This window comes from Paenibacillus melissococcoides (assembly GCA_944800085.1).
GTDB lineage: Bacteria > Bacillota > Bacilli > Paenibacillales > Paenibacillaceae > Paenibacillus_B > Paenibacillus_B melissococcoides.
The window spans coordinates 67388-85233 of sequence record CALYLO010000005.1; the positions used below are offsets into that span (position 1 = coordinate 67388).

Genomic DNA, 17846 nt, shown 5'->3' on the forward strand with positions numbered 1-17846 from the left:
TTTTCGCGTGTCCTCATTCTATCGTATTCAAGATCGTATCGATCCGCTGAATGTCTTCTGCAAATTGCGGATATCCCTCGACGCGTTTGCGGTAAGCAAGAAGGGCGGTTTTGTACAACTCCTCCGTTTCCAGAAAACCCTCTTCTCTGGAGGCGATCATGATATCGAGCCATTCGCTGAACGCTTTAAAGCCAAGCGTGCTGTTGTTTTGGCTGGCATGTAATCGAAAGTAGCTGAGCGCTTCCGAAATATAAACCGCTTTTCCTTTGGACAAGAGCGATAACCAGGCAGCCATATCGTTAATCAGCGAGTATTGCTTCCCGCGGTATACCCCGAACGGTTCGGTAAGGTCCGCTTTTCTAAACAATACGGTCGTCGGTTCGCCGATAACATTTAAGCAGCGGGTTAATGCGATGTTACCCAGCGTTTTTCCATCCATCACTCTTGTCTCTTCGTAGAGGCTGACCGTTGCGGCGACAGGCGAAAGAAAGCTCCCCGATTCATTAATGGTTTGCCGGTAGGACGTGACGAGCGTGATGTTTTCGAATTCGTTAAAAAAGTAAAGCATTTTGGAGATCTTTTCTTTATGAAATACGTCGTCATCCATCAAGTAATTGATATATTTCCCCGAGGCCAGGTCGAAGCATTTGTGCCAGTTTTCAAGAAAAAGGTTTTTCTCGTTTTTATGGTATTTGATCTGGGGGTAAGACGGCAGATAAGCTGTTTCCAGCATTTGTTGCACTTCGTTATTGGAGCTGTCATCGCAAATGACGATTTCGATATTCGGGTAGGTTTGTTCAAGTACGCTGTCGATGGCGATTTTTAGCGTATGGGGCCGGTTATAAGCAGGAATCACGACACTAACCAACGGATATTCCAAGATAACTCCACCTTTCTTGAAAATGAGTTGTGTCCCGCATTGTATTATAGGATTTCTACCTCTCAGACTATGCGGTCTCAAGCGAATTGTGCGGCTTATACAAGGCTTTTGGGTGGACAAATAGGAGAGCAGCGGAATAGACTGCGTATGTGAAAGAAGAGAATGGATCGACACTTGGGCTCCAGCTTGTGTTCGACATTTGAGAAAGGGGAATCAACTCTTGTCATCGGACTTCATTCCTTTATTGACGGTTCATCTGTTTTTGACAGACAAGATTTCGAAGGATAAATTGAAAGAACCGATTTTGAGGTTGAAAGAAAACCACATCACCGTGAAAATGTATGGACCTGATGATCCATTAGTCGATGCCGGCCCCCGGAAGCCGCGTGTCTATGTGTCCATAGGAGATGAATGGGAACCTTTTACAACTCTAAGATCGCTGCCTATTCAGGAAAAAAAACGTTGGCTGCACTTCCATTCGCCGGATGAACTCGAATCGCATAAATTGTTTTATTGCTGGATCAGAGCGACGGATCCTCTCCCTGAAAACAAGGCCGTTCCTCCTACCCGTTTTTCTTCCGATACGCCTCTCATATCCGTGTTCACGGCCAGCTACAGGTCAAAAGAAAGAATTCAACGGCCTTATCGATCTCTATTAAATCAAACCTACCCGAACTGGGAATGGGTCATTGTGGACGATTCCGGAGATAACGAGAAAACTTACAAGAATGACTTGCTTCCTCTGAAAGACCCTCGCGTGCGCAGATACCGCCAGGATTCCCGCAATGGCTATATTGGGGCGCTGAAAAGGTATGCCGCAGGTCTTTGTACAGGGGAAATCTTAGTCGAGGTGGATCATGACGACGATCTGATGCCCGATTGCCTGGAGAAAATCGTTCGGGCTTTTCAGGAAAATCCCGAATGCGGCTTTGTTTTCGGGGATTGCACCGAGGTGTACGCAGAGAACCTTCATGCGCATTGGTACGGCTGGGATTGCGGTTTTGGATACAGCGTATCTTATCGGGTGTGGCTGCGTGAAATGAACCGCTGGCAAAATGCGCAGAGGCATACGACGATCAACGGCAATACCGTACGCCACTTGGTCGGGTTGCCGAATCATCCCCGCGCATGGTCTCGGGATTGTTATCATCTGGTCGGGGGTCATCGCGAGGAGTTGCTGGTGGCCGACGATTACGACATGCTGATCCGGACGTTTCTATGTTCCAAGTTTGCGGCCATTCCCGATTTACTCTATATCCAATATCGGAACGAAAGAGGAAACAACACCACTTTTCTAAGAAATAAGCAGATTCAGATCTTGGTCAGAGAACTGGAACGGGTTTACCACGATAGAATTCATTCGAGGCTGACCGAGCTGGATCTGCCGGAGCATCTGCCGTACAGCCGTATATGGGAGACCTCCGTATACGATCCCGCCCGCAAAACGGCTCATGTCATTCATGAAGACACTTCCCGAGTTTCGATATTGTTCCCGATTCCTTATTCTCATCCGGAAACGGAGCATACTCAATTAAGAAAGACCTTCCAAAGGGGGATGAAGTCGGGCTTTAAGAACATCGAGGTTATCGTTGTGGGCCGTATCCCCAAGGAAGTGGAGTTTTTCGCTTCGCAAGCGCCTGCGGGAGCGATCCGCTGGTGGCCGATGGAGCCGGACGATTCATTAGAGACTTGTATCCAGTATGCGAAGTACTGTGCATCCTGTAAAGAGAAAGTGGTTGTGATGCCTTAAAAGACCGGGCAGCATAAATGAAGCACACCCCTTAGAATGGACATTGGATAAAACCCGTGGTTACTCCGATGATTTCTAAGGGGTGTATTTTTATGGCGAGAAAAAGGACAGAAGAATCGTTCTTCATAAAATATATATTACCTCACTTTTGAAGAACTTTAAGAAGTCGTACGCACAAATGAACTAGATCACCGGATCATTAGCAAACGAAGAGCCGTATGAGCAAGTCCAGATATTCCACAGATCAGCACAGAAGCTCCACCTGCGCCTTATGAAAGAATTATAAGCATCCGAGAGAAAAACAACATCGATTTTTAAATTGTAGATGGTAAATTGATGTTAAAGCAAATAACGCCTGAAGCTGTAACAAAGGCAAATCATTCATCACCTCCACTGAAAGGTCTTTTTCAGTTTTTCTGAGACGAGATGATTAAATGTTGGTATATTTCATTTTTTTCATAGCTAACTTTGTAGTAGCTTACTTCTATATCTACGATAAAGCAGACTATATTAAACCTTTTTGGCAATCTGTTTTTGTGTTGATTATGGTTGCTCTTATGGATTTAATTAAGCACTACATGAATAAAAGAAAAAATCAATCGAAGTAGGAAGACAATGTTGTCTCTTATCAGATGGCAAGTTGATCACCATCCTTGATGGAGTTCATTGTGAAGTCCGTTGATTGTTGGATTAAACTCATCAGACCTTGGAATAGCCAGTAGGCCATTCCAAGGTCTTTGTTTAACTAAGGGGGGGTTCATACTTTAGTCAAGGTCATTGGCATTTTCTGGCAAATTACAAAGTAGAAAAAGATAAGAGGAGTGACGTATCAATGTTAAACAAGGTGGTTGTCATTTCAGTCCATAGAAGAAGGATGGTGCATGGAGAGATTGCAAACCAAAGAAAATATTTTGACTTAGAACGAAGTTGTTTTAATCGGTGATACCTAATACGGGAAGAAAGGTGTATATTGAGTATATTCTTCTTCGAGGGTGCAACGATTCGACGGAGCATGCGAAAGCGGTTGCCGCCCTGTTGAGGGGAAGGGGATCTTGGGAACATCTTTACCACGTGAACCTAATTCCCTACAATTCGGCAGAAGTGACGCCTCAAAGCTACTTGCCATCTGACCCCGAAAGGATCAAAATGTTCGTTCGGACATTGAAAATAAATGGTGTGAACGTTACGGTCCGAACTCAATTCGGATCAGACATTAATGCGGCATGCGGTCAGTTATACCGAACTGAATAGTCGACGTTTGAAATTTAACATACAATGCCTGCTGCAATGCATTTGCGACAGCTAAGAGAAACGGTTGCCGTGAAGAAGGCAGCCGTTTTCTGCTATGTTAAGAGGCGCAATAAAAAATTCATACAAAATTGTGCAGTAACTTTAAGGGATCTCGCAATGAATGGTCAATCGATATACTCTTTTAAAAAGAGGTATCCTTAAGGGCCCTCAGCAGACCGATTTGAAGCTCGCAAGGCATACGGTAACCTGCGGGTCGATGGATTTTTGCGAACATACGTGCTATAATCGATCCGCCATCTTGATTGATTTTTCCTTAGATTTGAAGCAATGAAAAGGCTTGTCCGATTTTCAAAACCATCATTTGGAGGAATGTAATGTGGCAACGATTGCGGAGGTCTCTCAGGACTTAGAAAGATTTACAGTTTTTGTTTCTAATTTAATCCCTTACTCTGATGATGTTCTATGCACACCAATAGTTGGTACATGGTCGATTCGGGACATTATTAGTCATATTATGGGTTGGGACAAAAACTTTAGCAAGACACTCACTCAGGTTATAAACAATGAAGAAGCAAAACTGGAAGAACATCACGATGTACAGGCCTTTAATGAAGCATCCGTGGCTTTCGGCAGAAAAATGAAACTGCAAGATTTACTACAGGAAGCAATCTCCCAACGCAAACAACTGACAGTAAAACTCAATATGGTGTCTGAATCAGCATTCGTCAGACAATTCCATAAGAGCGCGTATACGCTGGAAACTTTTTTGCAAGAAATGTTTATTAACCATGACAAGTACCACGAAGAACAAATAAGAAAATATCTTCAAACGGTTCGATAAAATAAGGTCAATCAGCGTCTTCTTATTGGGCAGTTTTCTCGTGTTCCCGGATGACAAAAGCATAAAGACATTTCATACCGCGTAAATCGCGGTTTTTTATTTTATATCCCCAGGCGGGTATAATAACTTTGACGGTTACAGTTTTTGCCATTCTGTTGTTATCAAGCGGAATTTTCACAAGTTCACGTTATTTGGAGCCTTGGGAAAAGAACCACTCCCTAATCATTACACAGAATAATAGCCGAGTTCAGCAATTTCTATCCGGAATGATGTACAGCAGGTTGACTTTGACTGCGAATTGACCGACCTAGAAAGGACAAGCGGATTGTTCTTCTTGGCGAAAACTCATCACATGGGTTAGGGGAGCTGTTTACTGGAAGCAACCCTGTCAGTACCATCGTCATAAATATCAAAGGAGGCAAAAACAGTATGAAAATCATTGTTACCAGTATATTCGTACAAAATCAAGACAAGGCACTGGAGTTTTATTCAGAAAAACTGGGGTTTCTAAAAAAGGAGGACGTCCCCATGGGGAAATTTAGGTGGATAACGCTTGTTTCTCCCGATGATCAAGAGGGTACCGAGCTTTTACTTGAACCGAATGACCATCCAGCCGCAAAGGAGTATCAAAAGAAGCTATTTGCCGAAGGCATCCCAGTAACAATGTTTGGCGTTGCAGATATTCGCAAAGAGTACAAACGATTAATGGAAAAAGACGTAAAATTCACTATGGAACCGACAGAAATGGGCAAGGTCACAATAGCTGTCTTCGACGATACATGCGGCAACCTAATTCAGATAGTGCAGAAGTAATTGATGACGAAGTTTGAAGCGCTGGTTTTTGCACTTCATGGATGGCTAACGGGGGGGCGTTAGTGTGAGATTACAGCATTTAGAAATTGAAAATCTGAAAACAAGAAGGCAATATAAAACCCTGATTCTTCTGCTTAATGTAGAAAAATCAGGGTTTTAACTTACTAAACCATTAAGGAAACCCCTGTTTTAGGGTCATAAAAAAGCTAAGGAAGAACCTCAGCACGACTGCAAAGTGATGATTCAGCAATTCATAAATAATGAATCCCGAAATTTATTCGAGCGACCATCCCAGCTATGGATCCGCCAAACTCTTACACTAGTTAAAAGGTGGGGGCGGTTTGACGCTTGCCAACTAACCGGCCATCTCCCTGCTTTACAAGCCCTTTCAAGTAGTCCAGGAGCAGGGGATAGAAATCCGGCTTGAAGTGAACGCCGTTGTCCGCGTAATGGATTTTGTTGGCCGCGAAGAGGGGTGACAAGTCCACGTATTCGACGTTGACTTCATCGGCCAACTGTTCAAGCGCTTGGTTGAAGTCCGTAATGTTCGCATACCGAGGCTCTAGCTTCTGGGCTTCCTCGGCGACTGCCGGGATCGACAAGATGTGGAGCTTGGCCTTCGGCAGCTTGTTCCGGATGCTGCCGATCAGTTGGCGATACCGCTCCACGAATTCCTGCTTGTTCGAGAACCGAATGTCATTGCTGCCCAGCAGAATGAATACATGCTCCGGCGCCTGGATGGCGAGTTTCTCGACGTTCAGGAGGGCGAGATCGAGCGTCGCGCCGCTCGGGGCGATGACATTCGCCGGATCCAGTTTGTTCAGATACGATAACGCCCCCAGGATGGAATCCCCCAGGAAAACACTGTCCCTGAACGCTGCTTTGTAGGCTTCGTTCGAATCGGTGACCGCCGGACCGCGCGGCTGATGGGCCAGATCCGTCCACTCCTTCAAATATCCCAGCAGGATTGGGTAGAATGCGTTCGTGAAATGAGAGCCGTCTTCATCGTATTGAATCTTATGCTGCCGGAAAATGGGGGCAAGATCGATGTAGTATACTCCCTTCTCTATTGCCATCTTCTGCAGGGCTGCGTTGAACGTTTCAATCTGCGGGTTCCTGAACGCACCGACCGGCGATGCGGCATCTACCGGCGTAATCGACAGCACGTAGACGCGCGTCGCCGGCAGCAGTTCCTTTATACGATCGACCAGCCGGCTATATTGCTGTAGGAACGTCTTTTTCGCTTCCTCCAGCGGTTCAGCGAGATCGTTTTGCCCCATTGACAGGAACACATAAGACGGCTTGCGGATCTTGATCTCTTCGACGTTGTCCAGCGTAGATTGGACTGTTGCGCCCAATCCTCCCATAACGTTCGCTTCAGGCAGTTGGTCATCGTTCGTCAGTCCGCCGATAATGGAGTCGCCTACGAACAAGCTGCTGCCGAACAATTCCTGGACGCTGCCCGCGGGCGCCTGCGTCCCAGCGAGCTGAGTCTGACCCTTGTCGTCGGCCGTGCTGCAGGCGACGAGGGTCGATAGTATCGCCGCGGACAGAAAAATGCTCACCCATCGTTGTACCATTTTCATACAATTACTCCTTTTTGCGCAAGTTACCCATATCATAGAATAGAGAAATCAATATCGGGTGCAGATGAGATCAATGGATGAGGCACATTTGCGGGACGGGACGAAGTTCGGTTTGACGCACACGCGGGGAAATGTTGTATCAAATGTCGACGAGGTTCAAGGGAGTTTTGAACATTGTGGTTCTCAAAAATCCTGAGATGCTTCATGCATGTATAACCATATTAAAGCGCTAAGGATTGAAGCCAATTTAAAGACGAGAATTCAGGATGGGTTAGACGATGGAAGTTGCGCTGCCACCATTTTACATTTATAAAATGTGACACATCGTATTGTCGAAGGACAAGAACATGTATAGATTATGATCCGCGTAATATTAAACCAGAATGGATATAAGCCGTTATCCAGATAAAAGGGCTAGAATAATGTAGGATGGAGGTGAGTACATGAAACATAAATTCATCAATAGCAAAATGCTAAAAGGAAAGCCCTTGTCACAGGATCACGTCCTATCTCGTCACGTTCCGGAAACCCATTGGTATCATGCTGCGACTCTTGCCAAGATGCTCAAATCCTTCCCTGTAATATATATCAAACCCGATAAAGGTTCCTCAGGAACGGGGATTATCCGGGTCAAGAGGCTTAATAACTCCGAAAGCCTGGTTTCATTCAAGGCATCCTCCAAAAAGTACCCCAATACAAAAATCGCATCCGAAGCAGCAAAGAGAATGCACCGCGGAAAAAAGTACATTATCCAGCAAGGGATTCCACTAGCGACCTATCGAAAGAAACCTTTTGATCTGCGGATTGTGCTGCAGAAACCCTCCAACCAGTGGTTGCTTACCTGGATGAGCGCCAAAGTCGCGCCTAGATCCAATTCCATCGTCACGAATGTGGCAAAAGGAGCTCGCGATGCAAAGATAAAGGAAGTCCTTCGAGGAGCCGACCAACAGCTAAACGTACCCACAGTTCTGAAAGAGTTAAGCAGTGTTTCCTACAAAATCGCACGTAAATTGGGTTCTCGTTTCCCCCTTCGAATCGTCGGATTGGATATGGGGATCGACAAGAAAGGAAAGGTATGGTTTATCGAGGCTAACACGAGACCTAGCTTTCACGGATTAAACAAGTTCGATCCCGTGCAATACCGAAGATATCTTCGTGCAAAGAAGCAGACAGAAGCAAATAGCTGAAAAGTTCGTGTATCCAAATTGGTGTCTACATTTTCCAACCAGCTGAGCCATCCACATTACGCGTACGAGTTTGGAGAAATCTTAAATCATTGGGAATCGTATATATTCAACAATCAGTATGTGTAGCAACAGCTCGTAATCAACAACCACATCAATGCCTTGCTCTTGGATCAGTTGATTTACATCTTTTCCTCCACACATATAGGGGTAGTACCAGCGTAGCCACCACCCGCGAACAAATGGATAAACTTGCAAGAACCCTCCGCTTCTGGAGAGTTCTTTTTATGAGCGATAAATGTACCAATGCAGCCCTGTTAGTCGGGGTACAGCCAACCAAACACGAAAAACGCACGGTAAGAGAAAATTAGAACAAACATGTTTTTTTAATGGATTGCGGTCGAATGCTTATACTGTACTCTTAAGTGGGTTATACAAGACCAGCATGGAACGGCAGGATATGAAAAGGGATTTTCCTTGCGATCCTAAATCAGAAACTCATACCACATATTTTCAAAGAACAAGCTGAAATTGATATACTTAAAGCATGGGGACAAGAATCGTATATCCAAAATACTGAGGTAAGAGTACATTATATTTTGGATAGATACGCTCAATATCTTGTCGAAATACAAAGTTACCCTTTGGCTTGGAAATTGACACCAGGCTACCCGCTAGAAATGGCTGTGGTATGGCATCTATTCGCATCAACGTTGAAGAATGTTCACAAAATAGTTTGGGTTTATCTATTGTAAATAGCTAGTTAGAGGATAAAATGAAAGGGAGCATGCAATTTGAATCTACAGCGTGTGGAACAACAGTTTCATTCACGTTTAAAATGGAATAGCGGACTACAAAGGCGTAGTCTACTAAAGCAAAGAGGCTTAAGGTTATAGCATTCCTGCTTGATAGGAAGCGATATAACTTTAGGCCTCTTTATGTTTATTTTCTGGTATGGGAAATGAGGAAATGGCAGAAGATCAACACAACTTGTCCTATCCAAACTTTATATCCAGAATATGGCGTCATCGTTTTCCGTTCCGCGTATTGTGATTACGGAGCAAGAAGTCATATAGCGTAGTGAAGTTTGTTTCATACCTCCTTTTAGCCGAGAACAGAATCGATGTTCAAAAGTGGATCAGAGCTGTAATGGTTGCTATGCTCATTGCAAGTAAAATGCTTCCAAAAAACTGAATCTAAGAAGTAGAGGAGGATACCCATGAGTATCGATAAAAAGATGATTGAAGAGATGGTTCGTAAAATCATCATGGAAAAAGTAGGGGCTGATGCTATTGAACAGAACGTTCATAGAGGTCCTGGAGGGATTACTTCTGTTAAAGTGCCAAATATGAAAGTAACAGAAGAGGATCGTCTCAATACAGGCAACCCTAATGATATCGTCTATTGTAAAGATCTTTTTTCGCTAAAGGAAAGTCCAAGACTTGGCTGCGGTATCATGGAGATGAAAGAAACAACCTTTGACTGGACACTTAACTATGATGAAATTGATTATGTGATTGAGGGACATCTGGATGTTATCATTGATGGTACAAAGGTGTCGGCTGGTCCAGGAGAAGTGATCCTGATTCCAAAAGGAAGTAAGATTCAATTTTCTGTGCCAGAATATGCACGATTTATCTATGTAACATATCCGGCTAACTGGGCAGAACAAGCGTAACATTCTAATTTCTACTCGCCGGAGGAAAAGCGGTTTATATCGGAGTATACGTATGAAGGGGAACTGACAAACTCGCTGAGTTTGAATCGGTATACGTATGTGCAGAATAATCCGCTGATCTTCGTTATGTGTGCGCCATCTTTGAATGGTTTTTTACAGTCAGTAAACTAAGCATTAGCTTTAAAAGAAGTGTCAGTATATCAGAACCACAATTTACAAAAGTTTTTTGGTTGGTTAATTTAAGCGAGTAATAAATACTTCAATCAAAATGTTGTCACAGTACAAGAACATAGTCCTTTAAGAAACTGCGCCCCGCGCGGTTTTTTTAATTTAAAGGATCAAGTTCTTGTCCTTTGCTCGAGACAAGAACTTGTACCGATTGTCATGAGTCTTAGTTTGGTAGAGTAAAACCAAAAAATGCAAATCTCCTTTGAGTTCACGACGGTCGTTCTACTCAAAGTTTAGAAATAGTACTTATTAACGTATGAAACCGTATAACATACTTCCCGTAATGATACTGAGTACATAGTTTTTAAAAATAACCCACCGAATTTTGAAAGAAAGATAACTCAATTTAGAGAGAGGGATGTTACTTGAAAAGAAACGTATGATTCGGCGGGCATAGTCCAGACTGTGCGATAGAAACGCTGCCGCTTCTTTTTGCACATGCATGCTGCCTTCGCGCAGATTGACGTTGATGCCATAGCCTTCCTGCCCTAGATAGGCAAAAAACGGCGCATAGCCGTCCACCTTTTTGTACGTCAGGGACACACCTTCTTTCCGGGTATGACTATTGTCGAACGGCGAGACGTCCAGGTCCAGGGGGAGCCAGGACAACGTTTTCCCTTCAGGGAGTGTGACCTGAACAGGGGTCAGCGGTGCGTTCAGAGCATGCAGCAAGTCCGCCGACTCTTCGAGCAGAATCGTCTGCCAATCGTAGCTGTGGGCGGCGGCTAAATCCAGCCGCTGCCGAAGAGTGGGAGAGGACGGGACATGTTTCAGGCCTAAGGATTTCGCGAAAAACCGGTCCTCCCGAAAGGGCTCGATCTGGTCGAAATCGCTTTTCCCCTGGCACAGCAATCCAAGATAAGCCAGGACCACATCCGGGTGAGTGACGGTAGGGTGCTGTGCACCGGGCAGAGAGTACCGAATGAGACGTGTGGCAATTCGAGTATGAGAAAGAAGCAGGCCAATGAGAGCCAAACCGGAGTGAGCGGTGAGCCACTCCACGGACTGATCGAGTTGAAAACGTATAGGGTTCATGTGTGCACCTCCCAGGTGAATTCAAGACATACGGGAATTCTTCCCTTTTCGTTAGTTTACTTCACCGGGGGCTTTTTTTTCTAACCTTTTCAGTTTTTTGTTTCACGGATTCAGGGATACTTCAATGTTCCAATCTTTACAATATCGTAACATATTATATATTCCTCCTATTTTATTTCGTGGTATGATTTACCTGAAAGAAGGATTACATCCAAATTGGGAGGGATAGTTTTGAAAACAAAAAGACCAAAATCGCTAGAGCGTGTATGCAAACCTTAAGCCAACCAGATCATGGAAGAGGCCAGCTTTATGAAGGCAACAAAAGTACAGGCCAATTTATCGTAGCGAGTTGCCAGCCGACGATTATGTTTGAGTTTGTTGAATAGGCATTCGACCAGATGACGCTCTTTATACAACCACCAGTCGGTTGTACGTTGGATCGTGCGATTCTTCTTACTGGGAATGACGGAATGGGCCCGTTTCTCTTCCAAAAGTGCAATGATTTTATCGGTATCGTATCCGCGATCCGCCAAAACCTGTTTCCCTTGTCTGTCTAGGGTTTGCAAGATCTCATAACCCGTTACGCAATCATTGATGTTGCCTGCGGTTACTTCGAAGCGCAACGGATTGCCAAGGCCGTCTACAACGGCATGAATCTTGCTGGTTAAGCCTCCGCGTGATCGTCCGATGGCTTCGAATTGCTGCCCCCTTTTGCCCCTGCGCCGTGTTGGTGAACACGAACGATGAAGCATCGAGCATAACGCTTTCGTCATCGGGATCGGCAGCCAGAACGTCTAGCATTCGATCAAAGATGCCTGCTTTCTCCCAGCGGCGGAAACGGCTGTAGACACTGCTCTAGGAGCCATAATATTCTGGCAAGTCTCGCCAAGGCGCACCAGAACGAATCACCCAAAGCATGGCATTGAACATTTTTCGGTTGTCGATTGCCGGACGTCCACCCTGTGGTTTCCGTTCCGGTGGCAAAAGGTCTTTGAGTCGTTCCCATTGGTCATCTCGTATCTCATATCGTCTTCTCATAGGATAAGTTTACCAGATATTTGGCTATTTTGATAGTTTGCATACACGCCCTAGTGAAAAAATGTACAGGAATTGCGTTAGCAAGTGTAATTGGATTTAGTAGTCTTGGTGTCTTCGCAACGAGTGTAAGTGCCGCTGAAAATAAGAACCAGGTTAATGTGAACCAATCACTTAAAGCAGAAGAAATAACGATTACTCAGTTACGGGTTACTATCCAGCATAAAGATGATCCCTTTATTAATCATGTTAAAATATTCATTGATAAACACCTGGAAGAATCGGAATTTTTATGGGGGAAAGTTAGTAATTCATTAAAAAGAGATATCGTGGATCTACTTACAGGAGATAAAAAAGACTACTCTTACAAAGTTAGTAGAGCTCTTATTGTGCACTTTTTAGAGGTCCCGTCCCTATTAAAATCATCAAGTGCAGAATTTAAAAAAGAAATCCTTCAATTACTCAAATACTTATAGATATATGTAATAAGGTCTACTCATCTAATGGAGTAGACCTTATTATATTCTTGGATAGGCGAAGTTTCCGGGAAAACCAGAATATCCGTAAGCGGTTACAAAACACGAACAGGGCCGAGGAAAACGGATTGAGCTCAAATTGTTCCTGTACAATCGCGGCCAGTCCGTCGATCGATTTGCGCATGTCTGTTGCGCCGCAAGCAAGATAAACAGGTGAAGCAGCGGTGAAATTCAGCATAACGGCGTAAGGGCGGCAACAACGTCACGAAGCAGTCCGGGTTCAAAACCGGGACGAACGTCGATCCGGGCAATGCCGACTTGGATCTGAAGGGACTCGGTTGCTTCGAATTTAGACCAAAATAAAAAGGGGAACTTTGTGTCACTGTACAAAGTAGAATAGAGATAAATTCAACCGACTGACATATGTACAAAATACGGGTTTTGTGAAACAGTATGGTCTGAAATAACGGGAGCTGCGATTTTAGCTCTATTAGCTAATCTCAAACTAACGCCCCCGTTAGCCATCCATGAAGCGCAAAAATAGCGCTTCAAACTTCGTCATGAAGTTACTTCTGCACTATCTGAATAAGGTTGCCGCATGTATCGTCGAAGACAGCTATTGTGACTTTGCCCATTTCTGTCGGTTCCATAGTAAACTTTACGCCTTTTTCCATTAATCGTTTGTACTCTTTGCGAATATCTGCAACGCCGAACATTGTTGCTGGGATGCCATCGGCAAATATCTTCTTTTGATACTCCTTTGCGGCAGGATGGTCATTCGGTTCGAGCAAAAGCTCGGTACCGTCTTGATCATCGGGAGAAACAAGCGTTATCCACCTAAATTCTCCGACAGGAACGTCCTCCTTTTTTACAAACCCCAGCTTTTCTGAATAAAACTCCAGTGCCTTGTCTTGATCTTGTACGAATATACTGGTAACAATGATTTTCATACTGTTTTTGCCTCCTTTGATATTGTGACGCATGGTGCTGTGCTAACAATCTGGCTGCAAGCAAAACAATCGACACATTCGTCATAGTCTGTTCCGATTTTATAAAATTACTCTATCCAACCTTTCAGCAAATTTTTAAGTGGTTCGTTGTTGAATATAACGACTCGATATTTTCCCTTTCGTTTTGATATTACGAGTCCTGCATCTTCCAATGCAGAAAGATGTTTAGCTATCGCTTGTCGCGAAATGGAAAGGTCGTGCTTCATAATGAGACGTACCGTAAGTTCATACAACGTCAGCTCGTTGCGTTCGGATAGTTCATCTAATATAAGCCGCCGAGTCGAGTCGCCAAGTGCTTTGAATATAGCGTCTTTGTCCCAATTCATATAGCGAGTATAAGCAACCATACGGTTGCATGTCAAGCATAAGCAACTGTATAGTTGCGTAATAAAGAAACCGTATCTTGCAATCTTAACAAGTTAGTTCGGACTCAATGTTACAATTTTAGGCATAAGAAAACCGCCTTCCTGAGAAGACGGTCAATTAAAATATTCATGCAGCGTATAACTCAAAGTAAATATGTTTCTCGTCCATTAGTTACTTTACAAGTCACCCGCTAACTATAACCTCCAAGATCAACTGAAATTTACGTAAGTGCCCCCACCCTTTTATATTTTATGCATCGAAAATATAGTTTTTGGGGCTGACAACTTTAATTAATGCTGAGGCGAAAGGGCGAGCAAATATTTCTCGAGAATGCGAAATCGTTGAGGGATGGATGAAGCGTATAATAGTTCATCACGCAACTCGCTGGCGACCGCGCCCCACAAGTCATGCAAAGACATATGCAAATTATACACTTCATGGGAAGGACTCTAAGAAAGGCGCCAGCACCACCGCATCTGAAATGTGCGCCCATCATGACCCGCTTGTTCGAGTTTTGCGTCACGAAATAATCAGACTGGGGACCGCAAACGACGATAGGGTGAAATTTCATGTCATGTCGGTGTCGATTATGTATTCGGAATTTGTCTTCACAGAGATCGATAATAAGATCGACCGCAGCTTCCGGAAGATTTAGTTCCTTGGCTCCCGGAGGGTTGTAACCTGAGTAGAACCACAAATAGTCAATAAACGTTGACAACGGCTTATGAGGAATATAGGTTTGGAATACCATGGTTGCCTTTACGGCTGGAACGTTCTCGCAATGATGCAAGGAAAGCCGCATCCTCCCTTTTGCAAATTCTCCATATCCAGAATACAGGTTTCGTTTTGTTTGCTATTCATCCAGTAATGAAATTCAATTATCAAAAAGAAAATCTCCCCAAATCAATGGGAAGATTTTCAGATATGACTAGTGACTAATGGATGCTGACGGATTTAACGTTGTACCCCAAATCGAAACTTTTATATTGCTGGTTAACGGAACGTTAGGTTCATCTAAAATTGTTCTCCACCATTCCCAGGCAAGACCTGTGCATTCTCTTGCAAAAATTTTTATGTTCTTGGCATTAGGCGGAAGTGGAATCTCTGTCGAGAAATGCGCTGTTTTATCTTGCCAATTTCCTTCCCAGTTTTTATGAGTAATGATTTCTTTTCCATTTTCATCAAAGGTAAACTCGTCCCAAGACACTTCAAACTGAGCTACATATGCACCGCTATGATCAAGCGTTATTTTACCTTTCGTATATTCGGTCGTTTTCGTCTCGATATAGTCTGTATTGTTGTGAACCGCAGCAATGGAATTGTCTTTCAAGAAGACACTTGTATAGGAAATAGGGTAACCTGGATTCTTGCTGCTAAATTCTGCATTGTCCTTGATTACATCTTGGATGACATTGAAGTCTTTCGTGACGACCTGGTTATGGGTTTGGGCATCGCCGCCTAATACGACAGCCGTAAACGAACTGTTTTCATAAATATCTTTGTACTGTCCGCTAGCTTGTATGCTCGGATTGTTGAGCAATAATTTAAATGCGGTTTGTACATCATTGCTCTTTGAGGTCGTCTCCAATTTCACGTAAATGGTTCTGCCATAAGCTACGTTAGATACCATCAGCGGCGGAGCCTCATTACTTACCCCTTTACGGACTAATTCAGCAAATGTCACACTGTCATCAAACAAGTCCGACGGATTGTTAGGAAGCGCTGCGCTTACGGTATAAAAGATTTGCTTATAAGCGGCTACCATCACTTTTTTCTCCCCGCTTGCGACCGCTTTAAAGTCGATTCCGAGCGTGCCGCTAAGCACTTTAGAATTCACATTCAGTTCAGTGGCAATTTGATTTTGGCTGTAAACCATGGATTCTGCGTACTGTAATCTCGCAGGCAGGGTATGCGTGTCGGAATACTTCTCGCTCCAAGTCGACACGAGTTTATCAACGGCACTGGAAACACTGCTGTAAGTTGGATTTTGAACGGTAATTGTATTTTCATCCTTCAACCCGGGTAAATCAATGGTAATATCTAATGGTTTTCTCGCGGCCAGAACCAGACTAGGCTGATTATCCGCAAAATCCTGGTTTGCAAGCTGTATTGCGCCCGGATAAGTACGATTCGTGATCGAATCAATAATTGAAATATCTACGGGCGAGGTTGTGAGCGATTTTTTCTCCCGTTCAACCACGATAAATTTATCACTGGAATGGATGCCTTCTTTGGGAACATAACTACTGATTTGATCGCCTTTTACGGCCAAAACTTCATTACGATCATAATTCAGGCTTGCGATCCCGGCATCAATGTCATTAAGTTCGTTTGCTGCAGCGTAGGAAATACTTGAATAAGTGAACACATTTAAACTGATTAATAGACTTGCAAGCACTTTTACTCCTTTCCCGCGTTTTGTTTGCCTCTGTTTTAATATCCTCATATAAGATCTCCTCCTTTATTTATGTAAAAATTGTATCGGTATTTTGGTATAATATTATGAGACTTCTAGAAAAATTACAAAGCCCCGTAACTTTTATAACACTAGTTATAATGTTTTTGAGGCTGGTTAAGATGGCGTAATTATGCCTATTCTCGGGCTTTCCGAATAATTTTTTAATCGTAAATGAAACATGATATTTCCAAAAAGACGAAGACTGAATGGATTGCAAATTTCCATTTTTACATGTGAGAAATGGAAATTTGCCTAGTAATCCATCCAATTCCGCCAATTCCATATGCCGGGATTCTCATTCATGATAGAACCAGGCGCGGTTCATAATCCCGGCTGATTCGGCGGATTGGCCTGGATATAGGCAATAAACTCACGGGATGCATAAGAAAGGTATTTATCCCGGGGATAAATAAGCGCCAACTCCCAAGCAATCTCCGGATGGGAAATCGAAACGGGATAAACGGCAAGATGATGCAGACGGTTCGCCATCGATCGGGGGATCAATGAAATTCCCAATTGAGACGCCACCATCTCGCAACAGATATCCCACAGGGAGGTCATATGAGCTACCTCGGGTTCGAACCCGGCCTGCAAGCAAGCTTGCCGAACGACGTCATGAAGGGCGAATTCCTTGGTGAACAGAATAAACGGCTCATTCTTTAATTCAACCAAACTGACGGATTTTCTTCCGACAAGCCAATGGTGACTGCTTACAATGACAACCAGCTCTTCAGTTAACAAGGAAACCGTTCCATACAGCCGAGTGTTCACCGGCAGCACCGTGACCCCAAAATCGATATTTCCTTGCTCCATCTGCGTCTCTACCTGCTTCGCGCTGTATTCTGCCATTTGAATCTCAATCCTCGGATATCTCTTCTTGAAGCCGGCAATAATTTTGGGGAATAGCAATGCGCCGATGGTAGGCATGATTCCCATCTTCACCTTTCCTCGTTGCACTTGAACCAGCTCATTAACAGAAGAAGATAACTCCTCCAGCAGCTGCAAAATGGTTAAAGCCTTTTCATTTACCAGCTTTCCTGTATCCGTGAGCACAACCTCCCTCTCGGAACGATCAAGCAAAGTAACTCCCAGTTCGTCTTCGAGGCTTTTGATCATCTTGCTGATGGATGGCTGAGAAACAAACAGGACCTGCGAAGCTTTTGTAAAATTTTTATGTTTGGCCACTTCGGTAAAATAATGAAGCTGTCGAATATCCATCTGATCCGGATCTCCTTCCCCTATAGGCAAAGCGGTA

15 protein-coding genes and 3 pseudogenes are annotated in these 17846 nt (G+C 43.9%); 8 read left to right on the plus strand and 10 right to left on the minus strand.

Features of this window, described 5'->3' with window-relative positions; genetic code table 11:
* Positions 1–13: 13 nt before the first annotated feature.
* On the minus strand, positions 14–880 hold the full coding sequence (locus OCY70_RS18015; RefSeq protein ID WP_213427257.1) for a glycosyltransferase family 2 protein: 867 nt from the start codon (positions 878–880) through the stop codon (positions 14–16).
* A gap of 220 nt (positions 881–1100) precedes the next feature.
* Between OCY70_RS18015 and OCY70_RS18020 the strand changes: the two genes are divergently transcribed.
* The 4 genes and pseudogenes from OCY70_RS18020 (at position 1101) to OCY70_RS18035 (ending at position 5535) form a co-directional block, all read left to right on the plus strand.
* Positions 1101–2630 carry a glycosyltransferase gene (locus OCY70_RS18020; RefSeq protein WP_213427256.1) on the plus strand — a complete coding sequence of 510 codons (1530 nt, stop codon included), beginning with the start codon at positions 1101–1103 and terminating at the stop codon, positions 2628–2630.
* A gap of 942 nt (positions 2631–3572) precedes the next feature.
* Positions 3573–3881, plus strand: a pseudogene (locus OCY70_RS18025) (23S rRNA (adenine(2503)-C(8))-methyltransferase ClbB); the annotation flags it as partial.
* 376 nt (positions 3882–4257) lie between these two features.
* On the plus strand, positions 4258–4722 hold the full coding sequence (locus OCY70_RS18030) for a maleylpyruvate isomerase N-terminal domain-containing protein (protein ID WP_213427255.1): 465 nt from the start codon (positions 4258–4260) through the stop codon (positions 4720–4722).
* A 429-nt stretch (positions 4723–5151) separates the two neighbouring features.
* On the plus strand, positions 5152–5535 hold the full coding sequence (locus OCY70_RS18035) for a VOC family protein (protein ID WP_213427254.1): 384 nt from the start codon (positions 5152–5154) through the stop codon (positions 5533–5535).
* Between the two features lie 323 nt (positions 5536–5858).
* Here the strand turns inward: OCY70_RS18035 and OCY70_RS18040 are convergent, their stop codons facing one another.
* Entirely contained in the window at positions 5859–7121 is a 1263-nt protein-coding gene (locus OCY70_RS18040) for a GDSL-type esterase/lipase family protein (protein ID WP_213427253.1), read from the minus strand.
* 443 nt (positions 7122–7564) lie between these two features.
* On the opposite strand from OCY70_RS18040, the gene OCY70_RS18045 reads away from it, so the two are divergent.
* The 3 genes and pseudogenes from OCY70_RS18045 (at position 7565) to OCY70_RS18055 (ending at position 9983) form a co-directional block, all read left to right on the plus strand.
* Entirely contained in the window at positions 7565–8308 is a 744-nt protein-coding gene (locus OCY70_RS18045; protein WP_213427252.1) for a YheC/YheD family protein, read from the plus strand.
* 1016 nt (positions 8309–9324) lie between these two features.
* Positions 9325–9378 (plus strand): annotated as a pseudogene (locus OCY70_RS35785) (hypothetical protein); the annotation flags it as partial.
* Between the two features lie 146 nt (positions 9379–9524).
* Positions 9525–9983, plus strand: a complete 459-nt coding sequence (locus OCY70_RS18055; RefSeq protein WP_213427251.1) for a cupin domain-containing protein — start codon at positions 9525–9527, stop codon at positions 9981–9983.
* A gap of 477 nt (positions 9984–10460) precedes the next feature.
* Here OCY70_RS18055 and OCY70_RS18060 read toward each other — a convergent pair whose 3' ends face one another.
* Together OCY70_RS18060 and OCY70_RS18065 are read right to left on the minus strand one after the other, a co-directional pair.
* Complete coding sequence (locus tag OCY70_RS18060; RefSeq protein WP_213427250.1) at positions 10461–11246, minus strand: transposase; 786 nt, start codon at positions 11244–11246, stop codon at positions 10461–10463.
* 275 nt (positions 11247–11521) lie between these two features.
* Positions 11522–12284 (minus strand): annotated as a pseudogene (locus OCY70_RS18065) (IS5 family transposase).
* A gap of 26 nt (positions 12285–12310) precedes the next feature.
* Here OCY70_RS18065 and OCY70_RS18070 point away from each other — a divergent pair.
* Positions 12311–12757 (plus strand): hypothetical protein, encoded by a 447-nt coding sequence (locus OCY70_RS18070; RefSeq protein WP_213430088.1) that lies wholly within the window; start codon positions 12311–12313, stop codon positions 12755–12757.
* Between the two features lie 16 nt (positions 12758–12773).
* Here the strand turns inward: OCY70_RS18070 and tnpB are convergent, their stop codons facing one another.
* The 6 genes from tnpB to OCY70_RS18090 all read right to left on the minus strand — a co-directional run bounded on the left by tnpB (position 12774) and on the right by OCY70_RS18090 (position 17809).
* Positions 12774–12995 (minus strand): IS66 family insertion sequence element accessory protein TnpB, encoded by a 222-nt coding sequence (tnpB, locus tag OCY70_RS36200; protein ID WP_119794009.1) that lies wholly within the window; start codon positions 12993–12995, stop codon positions 12774–12776.
* Positions 12996–13323: 328 nt separating this feature from the next.
* Complete coding sequence (locus tag OCY70_RS18075) at positions 13324–13707, minus strand: VOC family protein (protein WP_213430068.1); 384 nt, start codon at positions 13705–13707, stop codon at positions 13324–13326.
* 107 nt (positions 13708–13814) lie between these two features.
* Positions 13815–14093 (minus strand): ArsR/SmtB family transcription factor, encoded by a 279-nt coding sequence (locus OCY70_RS18080; RefSeq protein ID WP_213430069.1) that lies wholly within the window; start codon positions 14091–14093, stop codon positions 13815–13817.
* Between the two features lie 326 nt (positions 14094–14419).
* Positions 14420–14935, minus strand: coding sequence for a DUF6597 domain-containing transcriptional factor (locus OCY70_RS36205; RefSeq protein WP_373871505.1), 516 nt, complete (start codon positions 14933–14935; stop codon positions 14420–14422).
* 126 nt (positions 14936–15061) lie between these two features.
* Positions 15062–16579 carry a thiol-activated cytolysin family protein gene (locus OCY70_RS18085; RefSeq protein ID WP_213430070.1) on the minus strand — a complete coding sequence of 506 codons (1518 nt, stop codon included), beginning with the start codon at positions 16577–16579 and terminating at the stop codon, positions 15062–15064.
* Positions 16580–16912: 333 nt separating this feature from the next.
* Complete coding sequence (locus tag OCY70_RS18090) at positions 16913–17809, minus strand: LysR family transcriptional regulator (RefSeq protein ID WP_213430071.1); 897 nt, start codon at positions 17807–17809, stop codon at positions 16913–16915.
* Between the last annotated feature and the right edge of the window lie 37 nt (positions 17810–17846).